Raw genomic sequence first — 20,945 nt, forward strand, 5'->3', positions numbered from 1 at the left:
TGGACGGAAAGAGGCCCCCTGCTCCGAGGGGATCGTGCAGGACACCTGAGGACGGGGAGGACCATGGGAGCTTTCATCTCCGAACGCTGGGCGGACATCGCATTCCGCTCCTATCAGCATGCCAGCCTCGTCGCCCAGTCCGTGCTGCTGGCGACGGTCATCGCCGTCGCCCTGGCCGTCGTCGTCACGACCGTGCCGAGGCTCGAGCCCGTCGCCAACGCCATCTCGACGGTCGGTCTCACCATCCCGTCCTTCGCGCTGCTCGGCCTGCTCATCCCGCTGTGCGGCATCGGGACGGTCACCTCGGTGGCCGTCGTCACCTTCTACGCGGTGCTGCCCATCCTGCGCAACGCCGTCGTCGGCCTCCTCGGGGTCGACCGGGCGCTCATCGAATCGGCCCGCGGCATGGGCATGCGGACGGTCGGCGTCTTCCTCCGGATCAGGCTCCCCCTGGCCTGGCCCGTCATCCTCACCGGACTGCGCGTCTCGACGCAGATGTCCATGGGCATCGCCGCCGTCGCCGCCTACGCGCTCGGGCCGGGCCTCGGCTCGTACATCTTCACCGGGCTGGCCCAGATCGGCGGCAAGAACGCCCTCAACTACGCCGTCGTCGGAACCGTCGGCATCGTCATCGTGGCACTCCTCGCCGATGCGGTGCTCGTCGGCGTCGGCCGCCTCACCATCCCGAAGGGAATCCGTTCATGAGCCAGACCTCGACCGCCACCGGCAGCGAGATCGTCTTCGCCGACGTCGTGAAGCGCTACCCCGGGCAGGGGCGGGCAGCCGTCGATCATCTCAGCCTCACCATCCCCGCCGGGAGGATCGTCACCTTCGTCGGCGTCTCCGGCTGCGGCAAGACGACGAGCCTCAAGATGATCAACCGGCTCATCGAGCCCACGAGCGGCACGATCACCATCGACGGGCGGGACACCCGAAGCCTCGACGCCGACGAGCTGCGCCGGCGCATCGGCTACGTCATCCAGGGCGGGAGCCTGTTCCCCCACATGACGGTCGGCGCCAACGTCGCCGTCGTCCCCAAGCTGCTCGGCTGGAACAAGAGGCGCATCGCCCGTCGCACCGACGAGCTCCTCGAGATGGTGGGCCTCGACCCCGCCGCCTACCGCGACCGCTACCCGAAGGAGCTGTCCGGCGGTCAGCAGCAGCGCGTCGGGGTCGCCCGGGGCCTGGCCGCCGACCCGCCCGTCCTGCTCATGGACGAGCCCTTCGGCGCCGTCGACCCGATCACCCGCACCCACCTCCAGGACGAGCTGCTCGACGTGCAGGCCCAGCTGCACAAGACCATCGTGTGCGTCACCCACGACATCGACGAGGCCATCAAGCTCGGCGACCGCATCCTCGTGCTGCAGGACCAGGCGCGCATCGCCCAGTACGGCACGGCCTCCGAGATCCTCACGAACCCGGCCGACGACTTCGTCGCCGACTTCACCGGCGGCGGCTCGACCCTGCGACGCCTCGCCCTGGAGAGGGTCTCCTCGATCGAGCTGGAGAGCGCCGTCCTCGTCCGCGGCGGGGACCCCGTGGCACGCGTCCTCGCCCAGGCCCGCGAGCGCGGCACGAACCAGGTCGTCGTCGTCGACGGGCGGAACCACCCGGTGGACTGGTACTGGACGAACACCCTGCGGGGCGAGCGGGTGCAGGTCAGGCCCGGGCGCCAGCCGATCCTCCTCGACGAGGACGCCACCCTCGACGCGGTCCTCGACGCGCTCGTCACCTCGTTCCACGAGGGCGCCCTCGTCGTCGACCACGCGGGCGAGTTCCTCGGCGTGGCCACCTTCGACGAGATCACGCGGTTCGTGCGAAGGCTCAGCGCCGAGCCGGTCGACGAGTCGCCCGCCGAGGGCGCCCAGCGGCCGGGCGAGATCGAGGGGGAGAGCCGTCCCGACGGGGCGGGGCAGGAGCCGTCATGCTGAACCGCCTCTCCGCCGACGACCGCAGGTTCCTGCTCGGGATCCCCGTCGCCGTCGTCGTCATCTTCGCCGGCTGGCTCCTCTGGCGCTGCACCGCCGACCTCGACGACATCGAGTCCCGTCAGCTCGCCTGGGGCACGATCGGCGAGCTGACCGTCCAGCACATCGTGCTCACGCTCATCTGCACCGTCGTCGTGCTCGTCACCGCCATCCCCATCGGCATCCTGCTCACCCGCCCGGGCATCAAGCGGGCGGCGCCGGTCGTCCTGGTGATCGCCAACGCCGGTCAGGCGGCGCCCGTCATCGGGCTCGTCGTGCTCCTGGCCATGGCGATGGGCTTCGGCACCGCCACCGCCGTCGTCGCGCTGAGCATCTACGCCTTCCTCCCGGTGCTCCAGAACACCATCACGGGCCTCCAGGGCGTCGACCGCGGCCTCATCGAGGCCGGGCGCGGCATGGGCATCTCGGCGGTGGGCGTGCTCATGCGCATCGAGCTGCCCCTGGCCGCGAAGGTCATCATGGCCGGCGTGCGCACGGCGCTCGTCCTGCTCGTGGGCACGGCCAGCTTCGCCACCTTCATCAACGCCGGCGGGCTGGGCGCCCTCATCCAGACGGGGATCACCCTGTTCCGCTTCCGAATCCTCGTCTCCGGCGCCATCCTCGTGGCCCTCCTGGCGCTCCTCGTGGAGTGGGCCGGGCAGGTGCTGCAACTGATCGTCGAGCCGAAGGGACTGTGAGATGACCCGAGCCGTTCCCCGAATCCGCCGTCTCGTCGTCCTGCCGGCCCTGGCCCTGTGCCTCCTGCTCGCCTCGTGCGGGCTCGGCACCTCCGGCGGTTTCACGCGCTCCGGCCATCTCGCCGGCGACCTGGCCGACATCGACCTGAGCGGGACGAGCATCTCCGTGGGCTCCAAGAGCTTCACCGAGCAGCTCGTGCTCGGCAAGATCGCCGTCATCCTCCTCGAGTCGGCCGGGGCCGACGTGTCCGATCTCACCGGCATCCCCGGCTCCTCGTCGACCCGGCAGGCGCTCCTGAGCGATCAGATACAGATGATGTGGGAGTACAACGGCACGGGTTGGATCAGCTACCTCGGCCACTCCGATCCCATCGCCGACCCGCAGGCCCAGTACGAGGCCGTCCGCGACGAGGACGCCAGGCTCAACAACCTCGTCTGGCTGTCCCCGGTGCCCGCGAACAACACGTACGGCTTCGCCATGAACGCGAGCACCGCGCAGCGTCTGGGCGTCACGAAGTTCTCCGAGCTGACCTCCCTCGATCCCTCCGAGCTGACCTTCTGCCTCGAGAGCGAGTTCGCCAACCGCAACGACGGCTTCGAGCCGATGGCCCGGCGCTACGGCCTCGACCCCGGCTCGACGCAGCGCATGGTCATGGACACCGGCGCCATCTACTCGGCCACGGCCGAGGGGGTGTGCAACTTCGGCGAGATCTTCACCACCGACGGGCGCATCCAGGCGCTCGACCTGACGGTTCTCGCCGACGACCTGCACTTCCTGCCGAACTACAACGCCTCACCCGTGCTGCCCCGTGAGGTCTACGACCGGAACCCGGCCGCCTACGACGAGCTGTTCGGCGCCGTCTCCCCCCTGCTCACCGACCAGGAGCTCATCGCCATGAACGCCCAGGTCGACGTGGACGGCCGTGAGCCGGCCGACGTGGCCCGCGACTGGCTCATCGGCAAGGGCATCATCACCGACGGCTGATGTGTGGGTGTTCTCTGTCGGGCCTCCCATGCATGCCGGCATCCCCGGGCCCGGTCCCGGAGACGATCCACGAATCCGCACTGCGGGGCCCTGGCCCATCAAGACCCGGAAACCCGCCACCCCCGCAGAGCCCGAGCGCCATCGGTGGCGCCCCGTGCTCCGACCCGGAGCCCTGGCACTCGGCTTGATCGAGTGCTAAAGCGGGTATAACTTGGTCCTTGGCGCTCCCGGTAGGGGAGTGCCAGTCCAGGGGATGGCACCGCGACGACGTCCCGCTGGTCGACACAGCCGAGAAACCCGCGCCGAAAGGCGCTGACTAGTGAGAAAGGGGTTTGACGTGGCCACCACGATCAAGCCGCTCGAGGACCGCGTCCTCGTTCTGCCTCTGGAAGCCGAGACCACCACCGCTTCGGGCCTGGTGATCCCCGACACCGCCAAGGAGAAGCCGCAGGAGGGCAGGGTCATCGCCGCCGGCCCCGGCCGCGTGGACGACAAGGGCGTCCGCGTCCCCATGGACGTCTCCGAGGGCGACGTCGTCGTCTTCAGCAAGTACGGCGGCACCGAGGTCAAGTACAACGGCGAGGACTACCTCCTGCTCAACGCCCGCGACATCCTCGCGGTCGTCGAGAAGTAAGGCGGGCCGGTACTCATGGCTAAGCAGCTCCAGTTCGACGAGGAGGCCCGCCGCTCCCTCGAGCGCGGCGTCGACGTCCTCGCCAACACCGTCAAGGTGACGCTCGGCCCCAAGGGCCGTTACGTCGTCCTCGACAAGTCGTGGGGCGCCCCCACGATCACCAACGACGGCGTGACCGTCGCCAAGGAGGTCGAGCTCGACGACCCCTACGAGAACCTCGGCGCCCAGCTCGCCAAGGAGGTCGCGACCAAGACCAACGACATCGCCGGCGACGGCACCACCACCGCCACCGTGCTCGCCCAGGCCATGGTCCACGAGGGTCTGCGCGCCGTGGCCTCCGGCACCAACCCGGTCGGCCTCAAGCGCGGCATCGAGAAGGCCGTCGCGGCGATCACCGAGTCGCTGCGCGGGGCGGCCCGCGAGGTTCAGACCACCGCTGACATGGCGAATGTCGCCACCATCAGCTCCCGCGAGGAGGAGATCGGCCGGATCATCGCCGACGCCTTCGACAAGGTGGGCAAGGACGGCGTCATCACCGTCGAGGAGTCCCAGACCCTCGGCACCGAGCTCGAGTTCACCGAGGGCATGCAGTTCGACAAGGGCTACATCTCCCCGTACTTCGTCACCGACCAGGATCGCATGGAGGCTGTCCTCGACAACCCCTACATCCTCATCAACGACGGCAAGATCTCCTCGATGAACGACCTGCTGCCGCTGCTCGAGAAGGTCATCGCGGCGAAGGGCCAGCTCGTCGTCATCGCCGAGGACGTCGACGGTGAGGCGCTGTCGACCCTCGTGGTGAACAAGATCCGCGGCACCTTCACCTCCGTGGCCGTCAAGGCCCCGGCCTTCGGTGACCGCCGCAAGGCGATCCTCGAGGACATCGCGATCCTCACCGGCGGCCAGGTCGTCTCCGAGACCGTCGGCCTCAAGCTCAACGAGGTCGGCCTCGAAGTCCTCGGCCGCGCCCGCCGCGTCGTCGTGACGAAGGACGCGACGACCATCGTTGAGGGCGGCGGCGACGCCTCTGCCGTCGAGGCCCGCGTCAAGCAGCTGCACGCCGAGATCGAGCGCACCGACTCCGACTGGGATCGCGAGAAGCTCAACGAGCGCGTCGCGAAGCTGGCCGGCGGTGTCTGCGTCATCCAGGTCGGTGCGGCCACCGAGGTGGAGCTCAACGAGAAGAAGCACCGCATCGAGGACGCCGTGTCCGCCACGCGCGCCGCGATCGAGGAGGGCATCGTCGCCGGCGGCGGCGCCGCCTTCATCCACGCCGCCTCGTCCGTCGACGGCCTCGGCCTGGCCGGCGACGAGAAGGTCGGCGCCCAGATCGTCCAGAGGGCGGTCGTCGAGCCGACCCGCTGGATCGCCGAGAACGGCGGCGAGCAGGGCTACGTCATCGTCTCGCGGATCGCCGACATGGCCGCCAACGAGGGCTACAACGCCCGGACCGGCGAGTACGGCAACCTCATCGACCAGGGCGTCATCGACCCGGTGAAGGTCACGCGCTCGGCCCTGGCCAACGCCGCCTCCATCGCCGGCCTGCTGCTCACCACCGAGACCCTCGTGGTGAACAAGCCCGACGAGGACGACGACGACAAGAAGTGAGCCGCTGAGCCCACGCACCGCAGAGGGCGGTCGGACACCGGTCCGGCCGCCCTCGCGCGTCCCGGCCCGAAGCCGCGAGCCCGACGGGAGGACCGCGCGAGGGCGCAGGACCGTCCGCCCGCCCGGCGCCGGACTCACTAGACTTGGTCCCACCGTCGAGCGAGGAGAGGGCGTCACATGGCACGGGAGACGGCGAGCAGCAGGCTCGAGGCGGAGCGGGAGACCGGTGAGATCGCGCCCTTGGCGCTGACCTTCGACGACGTCCTCCTCATCCCGCGCGAGACCGACGTGATCCCCTCCGAGGTCAGCACCAGCTCGCGCGTCACCAGGCGCATCACCCTCAACGTGCCGCTCATCTCCGCCGCCATGGACACCGTCACGGAGTCCGCCATGGCCATCGCCATGGCCCGCGAGGGCGGTCTGGGCATCATCCACCGCAATCTGTCCGTCGAGGACCAGGCCGCCATGGTCGACCGGGTGAAGCGCTCCGAGGCAGGCATGGTCGTCGAGCCCATCACCATCGGTCCCGACATGAGCCTCGCCGACGTCGACGCGCTGTGCGCCACCTTCCACATCAGCGGCGTCCCCGTCGTCGCCGAGGACATGACGCTGCTCGGCATCATCACGAACCGCGACATGCGCTTCGAGACCGACTCGGCCCGCCCGGTGCGCGAGGTGATGACGCCCATGCCGCTCGTCACGGCGCCCGAGGGCATCGCCTCCGACGACGCGCTGGCCCTGCTGGCCCGCAACAAGATCGAGAAACTGCCGCTCATCGACGACGCGGGCCGGCTCAAGGGCCTCATCACGCTCAAGGACTTCGTGAAGTCCGACCAGTTCCCGCTGGCGAGCAAGGACCCGCAGGGCCGCCTGCGGGTCGGCGCCTCGATCGGCTTCTACGGCGACGCCTTCCAGCGCGCCATGGCGCTCGTCGAGGAGGGCGTCGACGTCCTCGTCGTCGACACCGCGCACGGCCACTCCAGGGCCGAGATGGACATGATCGCCCGCCTCAAGGCCGAGCCGGCCGCGAAGGACGTCGACGTCGTCGGCGGCAACGTCGCCACCTTCGAGGCCGCCGGGGCCCTGTGCGAGGCCGGCGCGGACGCCGTCAAGGTCGGGGTCGGCCCCGGCTCGATCTGCACGACCCGCGTCGTCGCCGGTGTCGGCGTCCCCCAGGTCACGGCCATCGCCGAGGCCGCCTGCGCCTGCCGGCCCTTCGGCGTCCCGGTCATCGGCGACGGCGGCCTGCAGTACTCCGGCGACGTCGCCAAGGCCATCGTGGCGGGCGCGGACACGGTCATGCTCGGCTCCCTGCTCGCAGGCTGCGACGAGAGCCCCGGCGAGCTCGTCTTCATCAACGGCAAGCAGTTCAAGGAGTACCGCGGCATGGGCTCCCTCGGCGCCATGGCCACCCGCGGCCGCAGGATGAGCTACTCGAAGGACCGCTACTTCCAGGCCGACGTCACGAGCAACGACAAGATCGTCCCCGAGGGCATCGAGGGCCAGGTGCCCTACCGCGGCCCTCTGGGAGCCGTCGTCTACCAGCTCATCGGGGGGGTGCACCAGGCCATGTTCTACTCGGGCGCCCGCACGATCGACCAGCTCCAGGAGCGGGGACGCTTCGTGCGCATCACCTCGGCCGGCCTGCGCGAGAGCCACCCGCACGACATCCAGATGACCGTCGAGGCCCCGAACTACTCCTCGCACGACTGAGACGGGCACCCCGGGGTCGGCCCCTGAGAGGGGCAGTGGCGGGGCGGACGGACGACGGGCTGCCCGGGACGATCGTCTCGCGGACGGAGCACGATGCCGACCAGGTGGTTCGTTGTCATTCGGCGGAGATCGCGGCGCCGGTCGGTTGTCGCCGCATGGCGTCGGGCCATGTCCGCATGACGTCCGGCGGGATGGCGCCCGTGCTGCGGCCGCGGCTAACCCCGGTCGGGACGACGCCCGGTGCCGGGGTGCCTCTGCTCCCCGCGGAGGGGGTCGGCTGGGCCGCGAACCCGTACTCGTAGGCGGGCAACGACCCGGTCGGCATGTCCGGCCCGATCGGGCTGCGCTCGTTGAGCGACGCGCTCAGCTTGAGACTCATCCCGAGGAGCGCAGAAGGCGGTACGGCCCCACCCCGCGATCGGGATGCTCACCCCCATCGAGCACGAACACGCCCACGGGACCGAGCATGGCCTTCGAGGTCATCAAGGGCGGCAACCAGCCTCTACAGACCACCGCAACCGGACAGACGAGCCCCCGCAAAACCCAAGGCTTGACACGGGCCCGGGCGAGCTCGCGCCTGCAGGACTCCGCTCAGGGCCTCGGCGACGACTGCCATTCGCCTCGGCGGATCTGCGGGAGCCGTCCGCGCGGCATCCGGACGACCGCCGTCCCGAACCCGCTCCTCGCGCGAGCACGGGCTCGGTTCGCGACGGCCCCACGACGGGAGGGGCGCCCCTCCCGTCGCTCGCGGATCAGTCCGCCGCGGCTGCCGGCGTCTTGACGACGGCCGGCCGGCCCGCGAAGCGGAGCCGCCAGACGACGGCCAGGGCGATGAACCACAACGGCGTCAGGACCAGGGCGACGCGCGTCTCCTCGTCGAGCGCCAGGATCGCGATCATGCCGAGGAAGAACACCAACACGACCCACGGCATGAAGACGGCGCCCGGCACCCTGAAGGAGGCCTGCGCGTGAGCCTGCGGGAACTTCCTGCGGTACATGATGTAGGCCACCATGATGAGCGACCAGATGAACAGCACGAGGATCGACGACACGCTCGAGATGAGCTGGAAGGCCCGCATCACTGTACCGCCGATCTTCAGCACCGGGAAGGCGATGAAGACGAGCGCCCCGGACAGCACCAGCGCGTTGGCCGGCACGTGCCGACCCGACAGCCTGGCGAACCGTTTCGAGGCGTAGCCCGTGTCGGCCAGACCGTAGAGCATCCGTGAGGTGGAGAAGATCCCCGAGTTCGAACTGGACGACGCCGAGGTCAGCACCACGAAATTCATGACACTGGCCGCCGCCACCAGACCGGCGAGGTTGAACACGTTGACGAAGGGGCTCATCTCGGGACTCACCCTGTCCCAGGGCGTGACCGCCATGATGGCGGCCAGCGCCAGGACGTAGAAGATGATGATGCGCACCGGGATGGCGTTGATCGCCTTCGGCAGTGTCTTGTGCGGGTCGGCCGTCTCCGCCGCCGCCGTGCCGATCAACTCGGTTCCGATGAACGAGAAGATCGCCAGCTGGAACGCCGCCAGGAAACCGGTCAGGCCGGTCGGGAAGACGCCCCCGTGACTCCACAGGTAGGTGACCGAGGCCACTGTGCCGTCCGGCGAGGTGAACCCGGTCGTCACCATGTACGCGCCGACCAGGATCAGCGCGATGATCGCGATGATCTTGATGAGCGCGAACCAGAACTCGAGCTCTCCGAACAGCTTCACCGTCAGAAGGTTCGAGCCCAGCAGCGCCAGCAGCAGCGCCGCCGTGCAGATCATCGAGACGTTCAGGTTCCCGATCCAGAAGTCGAAGTAACCGATGATGGCGATCATCTCGGCCGCGGCGGTGACGACCCACAGGACCCAGTAGGTCCAGCCGGTGAAGAAACCGGCCCACGGGCCGATCATCTCCCGCGAGAAGTCCTGGAACGACTTGAAGCGCAGGTCGTGCAGGAACATCTCGCCCATGGCCCGCATCACGAAGAAGAGCATGAGCCCGATGATGAGGTAGGCCAGCAGCAGGGAGGGCCCGGCAAGGCTGATGGCCTTGCCGGATCCCATGAACAGACCGGTGCCGATGGCCCCGCCGATGGCGATGAGTTGGATGTGACGGTTCGAGAGCTCCCTGTTGAGCGCTCTGACGTCCCCGTCGGGTCTCGCGGCGGGGACGTCCGGGGACGGGGGCGCCGTCTCGTTGCCTGTCATGAGGCCCTCCTGAGGGTCAGACCAGAACGGATTCCAGGGGCGTGGTCTCCATGCCGAGGGCCTCACCCACACCGGCGAAGACTAGCCTGCCCGCGTGCGCGTTGAGCCCCAGGGCCAGGGCGTGGTCGTCCCTCAGCGCCTGCTTCCAGCCCTTGTCGGCGAGCTGGATCGCAAAGGGGAGGGTGGCGTTCGCCAGAGCCTGGGTGGAGGTGTTCGGGACGGCGCCGGGCATGTTGGCGACGCAGTAGAACACCGAGTCGTGCACCGGGAAGGTGGGATCGGCGTGCGTCGTCGGGCGGCTGTCCTCGAAGCAGCCGCCCTGGTCGATGGCGACGTCCACGAGGACCGAGCCGGGCTTCATGGCGGCGACCATGTCGTCGGTGACGAGCTTGGGCGTCTTGGCGCCGGGGATGAGGACGGTGCCGATGACCAAGTCGGCGGCGAGCACCTGCTCGCGAACAGCCAGCGCGGTGCTGGCCAGCCCCTGGATGCGGTTGTCGAAGTCCCAGATGATGCGGTGGAGCTTGCGCAGGTCGACGTCGAGGATCGTGACGTCGGCGCCCATGCCGAGCGCGATCCGTGCCGCGTTCTGACCGGCCGTGCCGGCGCCGAGGACGACGACCTTGGCCTTCTGGACGCCGCCGACGCAGCCGAAGAGGACGCCTCGTCCGCCTGCCGCCTTCATGAGATGAGCCGCACCGACCTGCGGGGCCAGGCAGCCGGCGACCTCTGACATCGGCGACAGCAGCGGCAGCGAGCCGTCGTCGCGCTGGACGGTCTCGTAGGCGATGGCGGTGGTGCCCGCACCGAGCAGGGCCTCGGTCTGCGGGCGGTCGGCGGCCAGGTGCAGATAGGTGAACAGCACCTGGTCGGAGGTCAGGAAGCGGTACTCGCTCTCGATCGGTTCCTTCACCTTGAGCACCATCTCGCCGGCGGCCCATGTCGCCTCGGCGCCCTCGACGATCCGCGCGCCCTGGGCGGTGAACTCCTCGTCCGTGAAGGACGAGCCCGCCCCGGCGCCGGCCTGGACGTAGACCTCGTGCCCGCGGCGGGTCAACTCGTGCACTCCGACGGGCGTGATGGCGATGCGGAACTCGTTGTTCTTGATCTCGGTGGGGACGGCGATGCGCATGGTCTGCTCCTCGGTGAGTCGGCTACGGGAATTGCCGCTGACACGGTAGGTTCGGCGGGCCTGTGGTGGGAAGACCGCCACGACGGAGACCCCAGCGCGGTGCGGGCGCTCCTGCGCGTTCGTGCAGGATCGTCCGGAACGGTGAGTGGGGGATCGCGCGGGCGAATAACCTTGCCTCTTCGCCCATTCGGCGCCCACGTGGTCCCCCGGACGGCCCGACCGGGGCCCGGGCCGGTAGATTTGTCCCCGCAGACCGCGATCGGAGGACTATGTACGACATCGGACGCAGCAAGCGCGCGCCGAAGGCTTTCTCGCTGGACGACGTGGCGATCGTTCCCTCGAGGCGTACGCGGGACCCCGAGCTGGTGGACCTCTCGTGGAAGATCGATGCCGTCGAGTTCGACTTCCCGCTCGTGGCCGGCCCCATGGACTCCGTCATGAGCCCCGCCACCGCCGTCGCCTTCGGCCGGCTGGGCGGCCTCGGCGCGCTCAACCTCGAGGGCCTGTGGGCCCGCTACGAGGATCCCGAGCCGCTCTTCGCCGAGCTCGCCGCCATCACCGACGAGGTCGAGGCGACGCGGCGCATGCAGCAGATCTATGCGGAGCCGATCAAGGCCGAGCTCATCACGACCCGGCTCGACGAGATCCGCGCCGCCGGCGTGCCGGTCGCCGGCGCCCTGTCGCCCCAGCGCGCCGCCGAGTTCGCCTCGGTCGTCGAGAGCGCCGGCGTCGACTTCTTCATCATCCGCGGTACGACCGTCTCGGCCGAGCACGTGAGCGAGCAGGGCGAGCCCCTCGATCTCAAGGAGTTCATCTACGACCTCGACGTGCCCGTCATCGTCGGCGGCTGCGCCAGCTACCAGACCGCCCTCCACCTCATGCGCACCGGTGCGGCCGGCGTCCTCGTCGGTTTCGGCGGCGCCGCCACGAGCACGACGCGTCAGGTGCTCGGCATCGAGGTGCCGATGGCCTCGGCCATCGCCGACGTCGCCGAGGCGCGCCGCGACTACCTCGACGAGTCGGGCGGTCGCTACGTCCACATCATCGCCGACGGCGCCATGGGCACCTCCGGCCACATCGTCAAGGCGATCGCCTCCGGCGCCGACGCCGCCATGATCGGTGGCCCGCTGGCCCGCGCCGTCGAGGCCCCGGGCAAGGGCTGGCACTGGGGCGCCGAGGCCTGGCACGCCACGCTGCCCCGCGGGCGGCGCGTCCGCTACGACTCGGTCGGCTCCCTCGAGGAGGTGCTCCTCGGGCCGAGCACCGTCACCGACGGCACGATGAACCTCGTCGGCGCCCTGCGGCGGGCCTTGGCGACCACCGGCTACCAGGACCTCAAGGAGTTCCAGCGCATCGACCTGGTCATCCGCTGACCCGGCCACCCGCCGGGCCCCTCCTCGGCGGCCGGGACGGGCCGCCCCCGTGCCATTCACTAGGCTCGTGACATGAGCGATGAACGCGACCAGGCCCTCGACGCCCCGCCCGAGCTCACGCGGCTGCGCGGTTCGATCGACAACCTCGACGCGGCCGTGATCCACATCATGGCCGAGCGCTTCAAGATCACCCAGCGCGTCGGCGAGCTCAAGGCCGAGCTCGGGCTGCCCGCCTCCGACCCGGGGCGCGAGGCGGTCCAGATCGCGCGGCTGCGCGAGCTGGCCGCCGAGTCGCACCTCGACCCGGAGTTCGCCGAGAAACTGCTGGGCTTCATCGTCTCCGAGGTCGTGCGGCACCACACGGAGATCGCGAAGCGGGCCTGACCCGCCGCCCCGGCGGCCGCACCGGGACGCCCGACGTGGACCGGCTCGACCGTTGTCGGAGCAGCGGCCGGTGTCGGAGCGCAGCGGCCGGCCGCCCGCGGTGATGCCTCCAGCGTCCGCCCGGTCCGGGGGCGTCCGGGGCCGACGCGGGCATCGCGGCCTCCGACGGCCCGCAGGTCATCGGTCACGGCGGGCCCTGGCCCTGGACCTCGTGGCGCGGGGCGTCGTCCTCCGCGCCCGTGCGGCCGGCCGGACCATGGGCCAGGATCCCCGGGCGCGGGGTCATCGCTCATTCGGCCCATGAGCGCACGGCGGTCGTGCGCCTGTGACGCCGGTCGTCCATCGCGCCGCCGGGGCGACCGCGGGATTGCCGGCTCAGCCGTCCATGACGTCGGCGAACAGGGGAGTGGACAGATAGCGCTCGCCGAAGTCGCAGACGATGGCGACGATCGTCCGCCCGGCGAACTCGGGGCGCGCGGCGACCTCGAGGGCAGCGGCGACGGACGCGCCCGAGGAGATGCCGCAGACGATGCCCTCCTCGGTGCCGAGCCGGCGGGCCATGTCGATGGCGTGCGGGGTGTTGACAGTGAGGACCTCGTCGACGACGCTCGCGTCGTAGTTGGCCGGGACGAAGTTGGCGCCCAGCCCCTGGATGCCGTGGCCGCCGGCCTGGCCCTTGGTGAGCAGCGGCGACTCGTCGGGCTCGACGGCGAACACCCGGAGGGCGGGGTTCTTTTCCTTGAGGTATTTCCCGGTGCCGCTGATGGTGCCGCCGGTGCCGACGCCGTCGACCACGGCGTCGACCCTGCCCTCGGTGTCGGTCCAGATCTCGGGGCCGGTCGTGGCGTAGTGCGCGGCCGGGTTCGCCGGGTTGTCGAACTGGCGGGCCAGGACGCCGCCGCGCTCGGCGGCGATGCGCTCGGCCGCGGCGACGGCGCCCCTCATGCCCTCGGCGGCCGGGGTGAGGACGAGCTCAGCGCCGAAGGCGCGCAACATGGCGCGCCGCTCGCGGCTCATCGACTCGGGCATCGTGAGGACGACGCGGTAGCCGCGGGCAGCGCCGACCATGGCCAGAGCGATGCCGGTGTTGCCGCTCGTGCCCTCGACGATCGTGCCGCCGGGCCGCAGCTCGCCGCTGGCCTCGGCCGCCTCGACGATGGCCACGCCGATGCGGTCCTTCACCGAGTTGGCCGGGTTGCAGTACTCGAGCTTCGCCAGGACGGTCGCGCCGGTGCCGTTGACCCGGTTGAGGCGCACGAGCGGGGTGCGGCCGACGAGCTGTGTCACGTCGTTGTAGATCATGGTTGAACCCTAGTGCCCGTCGCGTCCGCCGGCCCCGTCGTCCGGCCCGTCGGCTCCCGTCGTCCGCACCTCACGTATGCGCTCCCACCTCACTTTCGTGCTCGCACCTCGGATGTATCCCGGGTGCGAGCACGAAAGTGAGGTGGGAAGCAGGGGGTGGAGCTCGGGCGCGGGGTGTGAGGCCTGCCGGCGTGTTGACGTTCACGACGGGGCAGGGGTCTGGTGCGGGGTCGAGCCGGGGCGCGGGGTCCGGGCACTAGAATCCGTCGCATGCCCACGAGCCATGATCTCGTGCTGGTCGTCGATTACGGCGCGCAGTACGCGCAGTTGATCGCCCGGCGCGTCCGCGAAGCACACGTCTACTCCGAGATCGTCCCCCACGACACGTCCGTGGACGAGATCCTCGCGCGCAGACCCGCGGCCGTCATCCTGTCCGGCGGCCCCGCCTCGGTGTACGCCGACGGGGCCCCGCGGGTCGACCCCGCGCTGTTCGAGGCGGGCGTCCCCGTCCTCGGCATCTGCTACGGCTTCCAGGCCATGTCCGACGCCATGGGCGGGCGGGTCGAGCGCACCGGGGACTCCGAGTACGGCCGCACCGCCGTGACGGTCGAGGAGCCGGGCCGTCTGCTGAAGGGCATGGCCCCCGACTCCTCGGTGTGGATGAGCCACGGCGACTCGGTGACGAGGGCCCCCGCCGGCTTCACCGTGCTCGCCCGCACCGACGGTGCCCCGGTGGCCGCCATCGAGGACCTCGACCGGAGGCTGGCCGGCGTCCAGTGGCATCCCGAGGTGCTGCACTCGCAGTACGGCCAGCAGGTGCTCGAGCACTTCCTCCACGACATCGCCGGCTGCCACCGCACCTGGAGCAGCTCGTCGATCGTCGACGAGCAGGTGCGGGCCATCCGCGAACGGGTCGGCGACCGACGCGTCCTGTGCGGCCTGTCGGGCGGCGTCGACTCGGCCGTCGCCGCGGCGCTCGTCCAACGGGCCATCGGCGACCAGCTCACCTGCGTCTTCGTCGACCACGGGCTGCTGCGCAAGGGCGAGGCCGAGCAGGTGCGCACCGACTTCGTCGCGGTCACCGGCGTCGACCTCGTCGTCGTGGACGAGTCGGAGCGCTTCCTGGCCGCCCTGGCCGGCGTCACCGATCCGGAGGCCAAGCGCAAGATCATCGGCCGCGAATTCATCCGCTCCTTCGAGGCCGCCGCTCGTCGGATCGCCGGTGACAAGGGCATCGACTTCCTGTGTCAGGGCACGCTGTACCCCGATGTCGTCGAGTCCGGCGGTGGCGACGGCGCATCCAGCATCAAGAGCCACCACAACGTCGGCGGCCTGCCCGACGACCTGCGGTTCGAGCTCGTCGAGCCGCTGCGCACCCTGTTCAAGGACGAGGTGCGCGCCGTCGGCACCGAGCTCGGCCTGCCCGAGTCCATGGTGCGGCGCCAGCCGTTCCCCGGCCCGGGCCTGGGCATCCGCATCATCGGTGAGGTGACCCGCGAGCGCCTCGACCTGCTGCGCGAGGCCGACGCGATCGCCCGCGCCGAGCTCACCGCGGCCGGCCTGGACCGCCAGGTCTGGCAGATGCCGGTCGTGCTGCTCGCCGACGTTCGCTCGGTGGGCGTGCAGGGTGACCACCGCACCTACGGCCACCCCGTCGTGCTGCGCCCGGTGAGCAGCGAGGACGCGATGACCGCCGACTGGTCGCGTCTTCCCCACGAGGTCATCGAGCGCATCAGCACCCGCATCACGAACGAGTGCCCTCAGGTCAACCGCGTCGTGCTCGACTGCACCTCCAAGCCGCCGGGGACCATCGAGTGGGAGTAGACGTGGCCGACGCGAGACAGGGCCGCATTCTTCGTGGATTTCATGCGTCGTTCCGGACGTGATCGGGACATGCGGGGCGAGGTCGCCCCGAAGAAACCGCCGTCCTGGTCGGGCGGAGGAAATGGTCCGGCAGTCACGTGCTCGTCGGGATGAAGGCCGAGGCGACCATGTACGTCTCCGGAGGAGTCGCCACCGGCATCATCGCGAAGATGGTCGAACGGACGGAGAGGACCGTGCAGGAAGGGCTGACCGACTGGCGGGATGCCAGGATGCGCTCGGTGCTGACCGGGCAGGCCGGGAACCGGGACGCGGCGAAACCTGTCCGCGCCCAGAAGCAAGAATTCAAGACCATCTTGGCCCGGCCGCCCTCCCGGTCCGGTCTGGTGGGCGGCCGGCAGAGGCCGGCGAGCGGGGCCCACTCACCGCCCCGGAAGGAGTGTGACGCCATGCCGAGACGTTCCGAGCCCATCCGCACCGCTTCGCCCTATGCGTACGCGAACGCGCAGGAGGCCGTGCGCAGGTTCCTCGGCAGGCATCGGCGCATCGTGATCGGCGCCGTCCTCGTGCTGATTGTCTGCGCGGTCCCCACTGTCGTCCGAGCGCCTGACATCGAGGGGCTCGCCGTGTACGCGGTGGTGTGCCTGGGCGTCTCGTTCGCCTCGGTCGTCCTCAGCAGGCGCAACGTCGACGGGCTCTTGGGCATCTTGTCTGCCGACTGCTGCGCCCGGAAGATGCTCGACGCAACGGCCCTGTTGATGGGGAAACGCACGAGGCGCCGCGAGAGGCCAACCTGGGAGGTGCTCTACGCCATGTGCTCGGCGCAGCTCGGATACGACGACATCGCCCTCCAGTGGGCGGACGAGGCGGAATCCTCCCCCGGACTGAGCCTGTCCAACAGGCTTCTGGCCTGCAACGTGCGCGCGGTCGTTGCAGAGCATCGTGACGACCGGGACGCGTTGGCGAACGTCCGCGGGCGAGTCGCCGCCCTTGCCGTCCTCTGCTCGAACGGGCGCGCATCGGTTCGGCTGCGCAGGACCGCCCATTTGCTTCTCGCATGGATCGACTTCGACCTTGCCCTGGAGGACAAGGACTGGCAACACTGCAACGAGCTTCTGGGGGCCATGGATGCCCTGAGCTCCACACGCCAGCAGCAGGTGGGCGCGGAACGCCGCCGCGGACTGCTCGCGGAGGCGCGCGGCGACCTCTCGGCCGCGCGTGACCGCTACGCGTTCGTCGCCGACAACGGCGGGGATTGCTGCATGGCCCGAATATCCTCCGAATGGCTGGACGCTCATGAGGGCGTACAGGAGGCCACCGCCCGGACTGCCGGCGCCAGCAGTTGCGCCGCTTCCGGACCGGGGGAGGCAATGGGCGCCGGCCCGGAGCGCGCATGAGTGCCGGTGCGCCCCGGTTGCTCGCGGGGCCGGTGGCTCCGGCGGCATGGGCGGCAGGATGCTCTGCCTCCCACGCAGGCATCCCACCAGACGGCGTCTGCGCGCGGGGCGCATGAGGAGGCGCCGTCCCGTCGCCTCGTGAGATTAAGGTGGCAGCATCGCACGTGGGAACCGGACAGGCGCATGCGCCTGTCCGTCTGCAGGTCATGGGAGGCTGCCGTGCCTGCGCATCCGAGACGTCGTGCATTCGCCATCATGGCGGTGTGCGTCGCGCTCGTCGCATGACGCTCACGAGCCGCCGTGGATGGGACGGGCCCCGGCCGGTGCCGTCGGGGCCAGGACCGGAGGAGGGGCGGCGACGGGCTCGGGCCCAGGCGGGGCATCTGAGGAGGGGCGGCGCCTTTCGGTGAGAGGAGTGCAGACGATGAGTCGGAACCCCGGTGGAGCCGGGCGCGGACGCGCGCCGGACCGGACAGCGGTGCGCGGTGCGCGCGTCCACAACCTCAAGGACGTCGACGTCGACGTCCCGCTCAACGAGTTCGTCGGCATCGCGGGCGTGTCGGGCTCGGGCAAGTCGAGCTTGGCGCTGGGCGTGCTCTACGCCGAGGGCTCGCGCCGCTACATGGACGCGCTCTCCACCTACACGCGCCGACGCATCGGGCAGGCGAGCAGGGCGCAGGTCGACGAGGTGCGGCACGTGCCGGCGGCGCTGGCGCTGCGGCAGCGGCCCGCGGTGCCGGGCGTGCGCTCGACCTTCGGCACCGCGACCGAGCTGCTCAACCATCTTCGTCCGCTCTTCAGCCGCACGGGCGCCTACACCTGCCCCCACTGCGGCGCCGAGGTCCCACCGGGCATGAACGAGGCCCGGATGGTGCCCTACACCTGCCCCGCCTGCGGGACGGCCTTCGACGGCCTGGGCGCCGAGCAGCTCGCGTTCAACTCCGAGGGCGCCTGCCCCACCTGCGGCGGGACGGGCGTCACGCGTGTCGTGGACGAGTCCACGCTCGTGCCCGACGAGTCGATCTCCATCGATGACGGCGCCGTCGCCCCGTGGGGCACCCTCATGTGGGATCTCATGAAGCAGGTCTGCGGCGCGTGCGGGGTGCGCACCGACGTGCCGTTCAACCGGCTCACGCAGGAGGAGCGCGACATCGTCCTCCACGGCCCGGCCGAGAAGAGGCACATCCTCTACCGGGCGAAGAAGGGCGACACCTTCGCCGAGATGGACTTCACCTACTACAACGCGGTCCGCACCGTGGAGAACGCGCTCTCCAAGGTCAAGGACGAGAAGGGCATGAGGCGCGTCGAGAAGTTCCTCACGGTGGGGCCGTGCGCCGACTGCGGCGGCACGCGCCTCAACGAGCGGGCCCGTTCGATGACGGTGCGCGGCATCGACCTGGCGCAGGCCACCGCGCTCACCCTGGACGAGCTGGCCGACTGGGTGCGCGGCGTGCCCGCGTCGCTGCCCGACGAGGTGCGCCCCATGGCGGTCGCGATCCTCGACGAGATGACCGAGCCGATGGAGCGCTTGCAGCAGCTGGGGCTGGGTTACCTCTCGCTCGACCGCGCCGGCGTCACGCTCTCGACCGGCGAGCTCCAGCGCGTGCAGCTCTCGCGGGCGGTGCGCAACCGCACGACCGGCGTGCTCTACGTGCTCGACGAGCCCTCGATCGGCCTGCACCCCGCCAATGTCGACGGCCTGCTGGGCGTGGTGGACGATCTGCTCGCCGACGGCAACTCGGTCGTGGTGGTGGATCACGACGTGCGCGTGCTGCGCCGGGCGGACCATCTCATCGAGGTCGGGCCGGCCTCCGGCGCCGATGGCGGGCGCATCATCGCGCAGGGCACCGTGGCGGAGGTCGGGCGGAACCCGGCGTCGCGCATCGCCCCGTTCCTCACCGGCGAGCGCACGGTGCGCGTGCGCAGCCGCGTCCCTACCGCCGAGATGTTCGCCGCGGGATCGATCGACCTGACCACGGGGCCGCTGCACACCGTCGGGCCGCTCGAGGTGCGCATCCCCCGCGGGCGGCTCACGGCGGTCACGGGCGTCTCGGGCTCGGGCAAGACGACGCTCGTGCTGGAGAGCCTGGTCCCGGCGCTGAAGGCGAGCGCGGCGGGCGAGCCGCTCCCGGCGCACGTCAGGAGCGTGGCGGCCGACGGCATCGGACGGGCCAGGATCATCGACGCCGCGCCCATCGGGGTCAACGTGCGCTCGACCGTGGCCACCTACTCGGGCGTGCTCGACGAGCTGCGCCGCGCCTTCGCGCGCACCGAGGACGCCAGGGCGCGCGGCCTCCGGGCGGGGGACTTCTCGTACAACACCGGCGCCCTGCGCTGCCCGACGTGCGACGGCACGGGCACCATCACGCTCGACGTGCAGTTCCTGCCCGACGTGGACGTCCCGTGCCCCGACTGCGGCGGTGCGCGCTACGCGGAGGAGGCGGGGCGGGTGCGCCGACCGGTCAAGCGCGCGAAGGACGCTGCGACGGGCGCCCCCGGGTCCCGTGCGCGCGCCGTCCCCGAGGCGGTCTCGCTGCCCGAGCTCATGGCCTGCACCGTCGACCAGGCGCTCGTGCTGACGCGGGGCATGCGCACGGTGACCGCGCGTCTGCGGACGCTCCACGACCTGGGGCTCGGCTATCTCACGTTGGGCGAGGCCACGCCAGCGCTCTCGGGTGGCGAGGCGCAGCGGCTCAAACTCGCCGGTGAGCTCGGCAGACGCCAGGACGACGCGCTCCTCGTGTTCGACGAGCCGACCATCGGCCTGCACCCGCTCGATGTGGGGACGCTGCTCGGGGTGCTCGACGGCCTCGCGCGGAACGGCGCGACGGTCGTGGTCGTCGAGCACGACCTCGACGTGATCGCCGACGCCGACTGGGTCGTGGACATGGGCCCCGGCGGCGGCGGGGCGGGCGGCGCCGTCGTCTGCGCGGGCACGCCGGAGGACGTGGCCGCGAACCCGGCGAGCGTGACGGGGCGCTATCTCGGGCAGGAGCTGTGAGCCGGGACTGCTGGTTCGCCGTCGCGGCCCCGGCCGTGTCGTGATGGGGCGCTGTCCCGCTCGGGCAGGAGCTGTGAGCCCGCGGGCGGGCTCCCCACGGGTCCGCGGCCCGACGAGATCACGGGGGCTCGTCCGCGGGGCGGCTCGGAAGCTCTCCGGCTCGCCGCAGCCTCATCCGACGGTGCCGACGGTGCTGCGAGAGCTGTTCGGGGGCCTGCTCGCAGGGGCCCGATCATGATGGTCGTCCCCGGTCGGAGTGTCCGCCGCGGATGCCGTGGACGAGCCTCGCGGAAACCCCGTGCAGAAGCGTCGTCCCTTGTCGTGTCCCCGGAGACAGATGCGGTGAGGCTCATTCACAGGAGTCGTTCGCACGAGCGCTCCCCCTTGTCAGGACTCCTTTCCGTCGTGCTGTGAACAAGCTTCTGTGAGCAAACCTCCGGGAATGATTCCCATGGTCCGACGAGTCATGGTGTTTGACTTCTGGAATCTTGTCGAGTAATGTTCAAAATGATTTGCTCGCGAGGATCTCATGGGGACCGGTCGGGAGGCTGATTCCCGGAGGGGCATTCAAAGCTGACTCGTCATCAAGGAAAGATCGTGGTCAGGGTTGGGTCCGACAAGGGTTTTGAATGAGCCTCCCGGTCAGGAATGTCATTCCTCACCGCCGGAAAATCCCGTGAACGTGAAGAGTTTTCACTGCCCATCCGGGGCATTGTTCGGAACGGG

At 70.5% G+C, this 20,945-nt stretch carries 16 protein-coding genes; 12 read left to right on the forward strand and 4 right to left on the reverse strand.

Annotation, left to right across the window (positions count from 1 at the left end):
• The first annotated feature begins 63 nt into the window (after nucleotides 1-63).
• The 7 genes from K336_RS0102025 (at nucleotide 64) to guaB (ending at nucleotide 7,605) form a co-directional block, all read left to right on the forward strand.
• Nucleotides 64-705, forward strand: coding sequence for an ABC transporter permease (locus tag K336_RS0102025; protein WP_021797074.1), 642 nt, complete (start codon nucleotides 64-66; stop codon nucleotides 703-705).
• A complete protein-coding gene (locus tag K336_RS13735; protein WP_021797092.1) occupies nucleotides 702-1,931 on the forward strand; it encodes an ATP-binding cassette domain-containing protein in 1,230 nt (409 codons plus the stop codon). The genes K336_RS0102025 and K336_RS13735 overlap by 4 nt, the downstream gene beginning before the upstream one ends.
• Nucleotides 1,925-2,665 (forward strand): ABC transporter permease, encoded by a 741-nt coding sequence (locus K336_RS0102035; protein ID WP_021797068.1) that lies wholly within the window; start codon nucleotides 1,925-1,927, stop codon nucleotides 2,663-2,665. The genes K336_RS13735 and K336_RS0102035 overlap by 7 nt, the downstream gene beginning before the upstream one ends.
• 1 nt (nucleotide 2,666) lies before the next feature.
• Nucleotides 2,667-3,650 carry a glycine betaine ABC transporter substrate-binding protein gene (locus K336_RS0102040; protein ID WP_021797081.1) on the forward strand — a complete coding sequence of 328 codons (984 nt, stop codon included), beginning with the start codon at nucleotides 2,667-2,669 and terminating at the stop codon, nucleotides 3,648-3,650.
• A 337-nt stretch (nucleotides 3,651-3,987) separates the two neighbouring features.
• Nucleotides 3,988-4,284, forward strand: coding sequence for a co-chaperone GroES (gene groES, locus K336_RS0102045; RefSeq protein WP_021797066.1), 297 nt, complete (start codon nucleotides 3,988-3,990; stop codon nucleotides 4,282-4,284).
• Between the two features lie 15 nt (nucleotides 4,285-4,299).
• A complete protein-coding gene (gene groL, locus K336_RS0102050) occupies nucleotides 4,300-5,892 on the forward strand; it encodes a chaperonin GroEL (RefSeq protein WP_021797095.1) in 1,593 nt (530 codons plus the stop codon).
• Nucleotides 5,893-6,069: 177 nt separating this feature from the next.
• Nucleotides 6,070-7,605, forward strand: coding sequence for an IMP dehydrogenase (gene guaB / locus K336_RS0102055; protein WP_021797097.1), 1,536 nt, complete (start codon nucleotides 6,070-6,072; stop codon nucleotides 7,603-7,605).
• A gap of 115 nt (nucleotides 7,606-7,720) precedes the next feature.
• Here the strand turns inward: guaB and K336_RS18330 are convergent, their stop codons facing one another.
• From K336_RS18330 to ald, 3 genes are all read right to left on the reverse strand, one after another.
• Entirely contained in the window at nucleotides 7,721-7,984 is a 264-nt protein-coding gene (locus K336_RS18330) for a hypothetical protein (RefSeq protein WP_155944955.1), read from the reverse strand.
• 373 nt (nucleotides 7,985-8,357) lie between these two features.
• Nucleotides 8,358-9,809: an amino acid permease gene (locus K336_RS0102065; protein ID WP_028706157.1), complete on the reverse strand. Its 1,452-nt coding sequence runs from the start codon at nucleotides 9,807-9,809 to the stop codon at nucleotides 8,358-8,360.
• A 16-nt stretch (nucleotides 9,810-9,825) separates the two neighbouring features.
• Nucleotides 9,826-10,941 carry an alanine dehydrogenase gene (gene ald, locus K336_RS0102070; protein ID WP_028706158.1) on the reverse strand — a complete coding sequence of 372 codons (1,116 nt, stop codon included), beginning with the start codon at nucleotides 10,939-10,941 and terminating at the stop codon, nucleotides 9,826-9,828.
• A 269-nt stretch (nucleotides 10,942-11,210) separates the two neighbouring features.
• Between ald and K336_RS0102075 the strand changes: the two genes are divergently transcribed.
• Nucleotides 11,211-12,314, forward strand: a complete 1,104-nt coding sequence (locus K336_RS0102075; protein WP_021797091.1) for a GuaB3 family IMP dehydrogenase-related protein — start codon at nucleotides 11,211-11,213, stop codon at nucleotides 12,312-12,314.
• A gap of 72 nt (nucleotides 12,315-12,386) precedes the next feature.
• Nucleotides 12,387-12,698, forward strand: coding sequence for a chorismate mutase (locus K336_RS0102080; RefSeq protein WP_021797094.1), 312 nt, complete (start codon nucleotides 12,387-12,389; stop codon nucleotides 12,696-12,698).
• A gap of 375 nt (nucleotides 12,699-13,073) precedes the next feature.
• Here the strand turns inward: K336_RS0102080 and cysK are convergent, their stop codons facing one another.
• Nucleotides 13,074-14,000, reverse strand: coding sequence for a cysteine synthase A (gene cysK / locus K336_RS0102090; RefSeq protein ID WP_021797088.1), 927 nt, complete (start codon nucleotides 13,998-14,000; stop codon nucleotides 13,074-13,076).
• A gap of 270 nt (nucleotides 14,001-14,270) precedes the next feature.
• Here cysK and guaA point away from each other — a divergent pair, with 270 nt between their 5' ends.
• The 3 genes from guaA to K336_RS0102105 all read left to right on the forward strand — a co-directional run bounded on the left by guaA (nucleotide 14,271) and on the right by K336_RS0102105 (nucleotide 20,219).
• Nucleotides 14,271-15,824 (forward strand): glutamine-hydrolyzing GMP synthase, encoded by a 1,554-nt coding sequence (gene guaA, locus K336_RS0102095; RefSeq protein WP_021797067.1) that lies wholly within the window; start codon nucleotides 14,271-14,273, stop codon nucleotides 15,822-15,824.
• A gap of 137 nt (nucleotides 15,825-15,961) precedes the next feature.
• Nucleotides 15,962-17,218, forward strand: a complete 1,257-nt coding sequence (locus K336_RS16715) for a hypothetical protein (protein WP_021797075.1) — start codon at nucleotides 15,962-15,964, stop codon at nucleotides 17,216-17,218.
• A gap of 424 nt (nucleotides 17,219-17,642) precedes the next feature.
• Nucleotides 17,643-20,219 (forward strand): excinuclease ABC subunit UvrA, encoded by a 2,577-nt coding sequence (locus K336_RS0102105; RefSeq protein ID WP_051245326.1) that lies wholly within the window; start codon nucleotides 17,643-17,645, stop codon nucleotides 20,217-20,219.
• The last annotated feature ends 726 nt before the right edge of the window (nucleotides 20,220-20,945 follow it).

The sequence above is a fragment of the Propionibacterium acidifaciens DSM 21887 genome (assembly GCF_000426605.1).
Lineage (GTDB): Bacteria > Actinomycetota > Actinomycetes > Propionibacteriales > Propionibacteriaceae > Propionibacterium > Propionibacterium acidifaciens.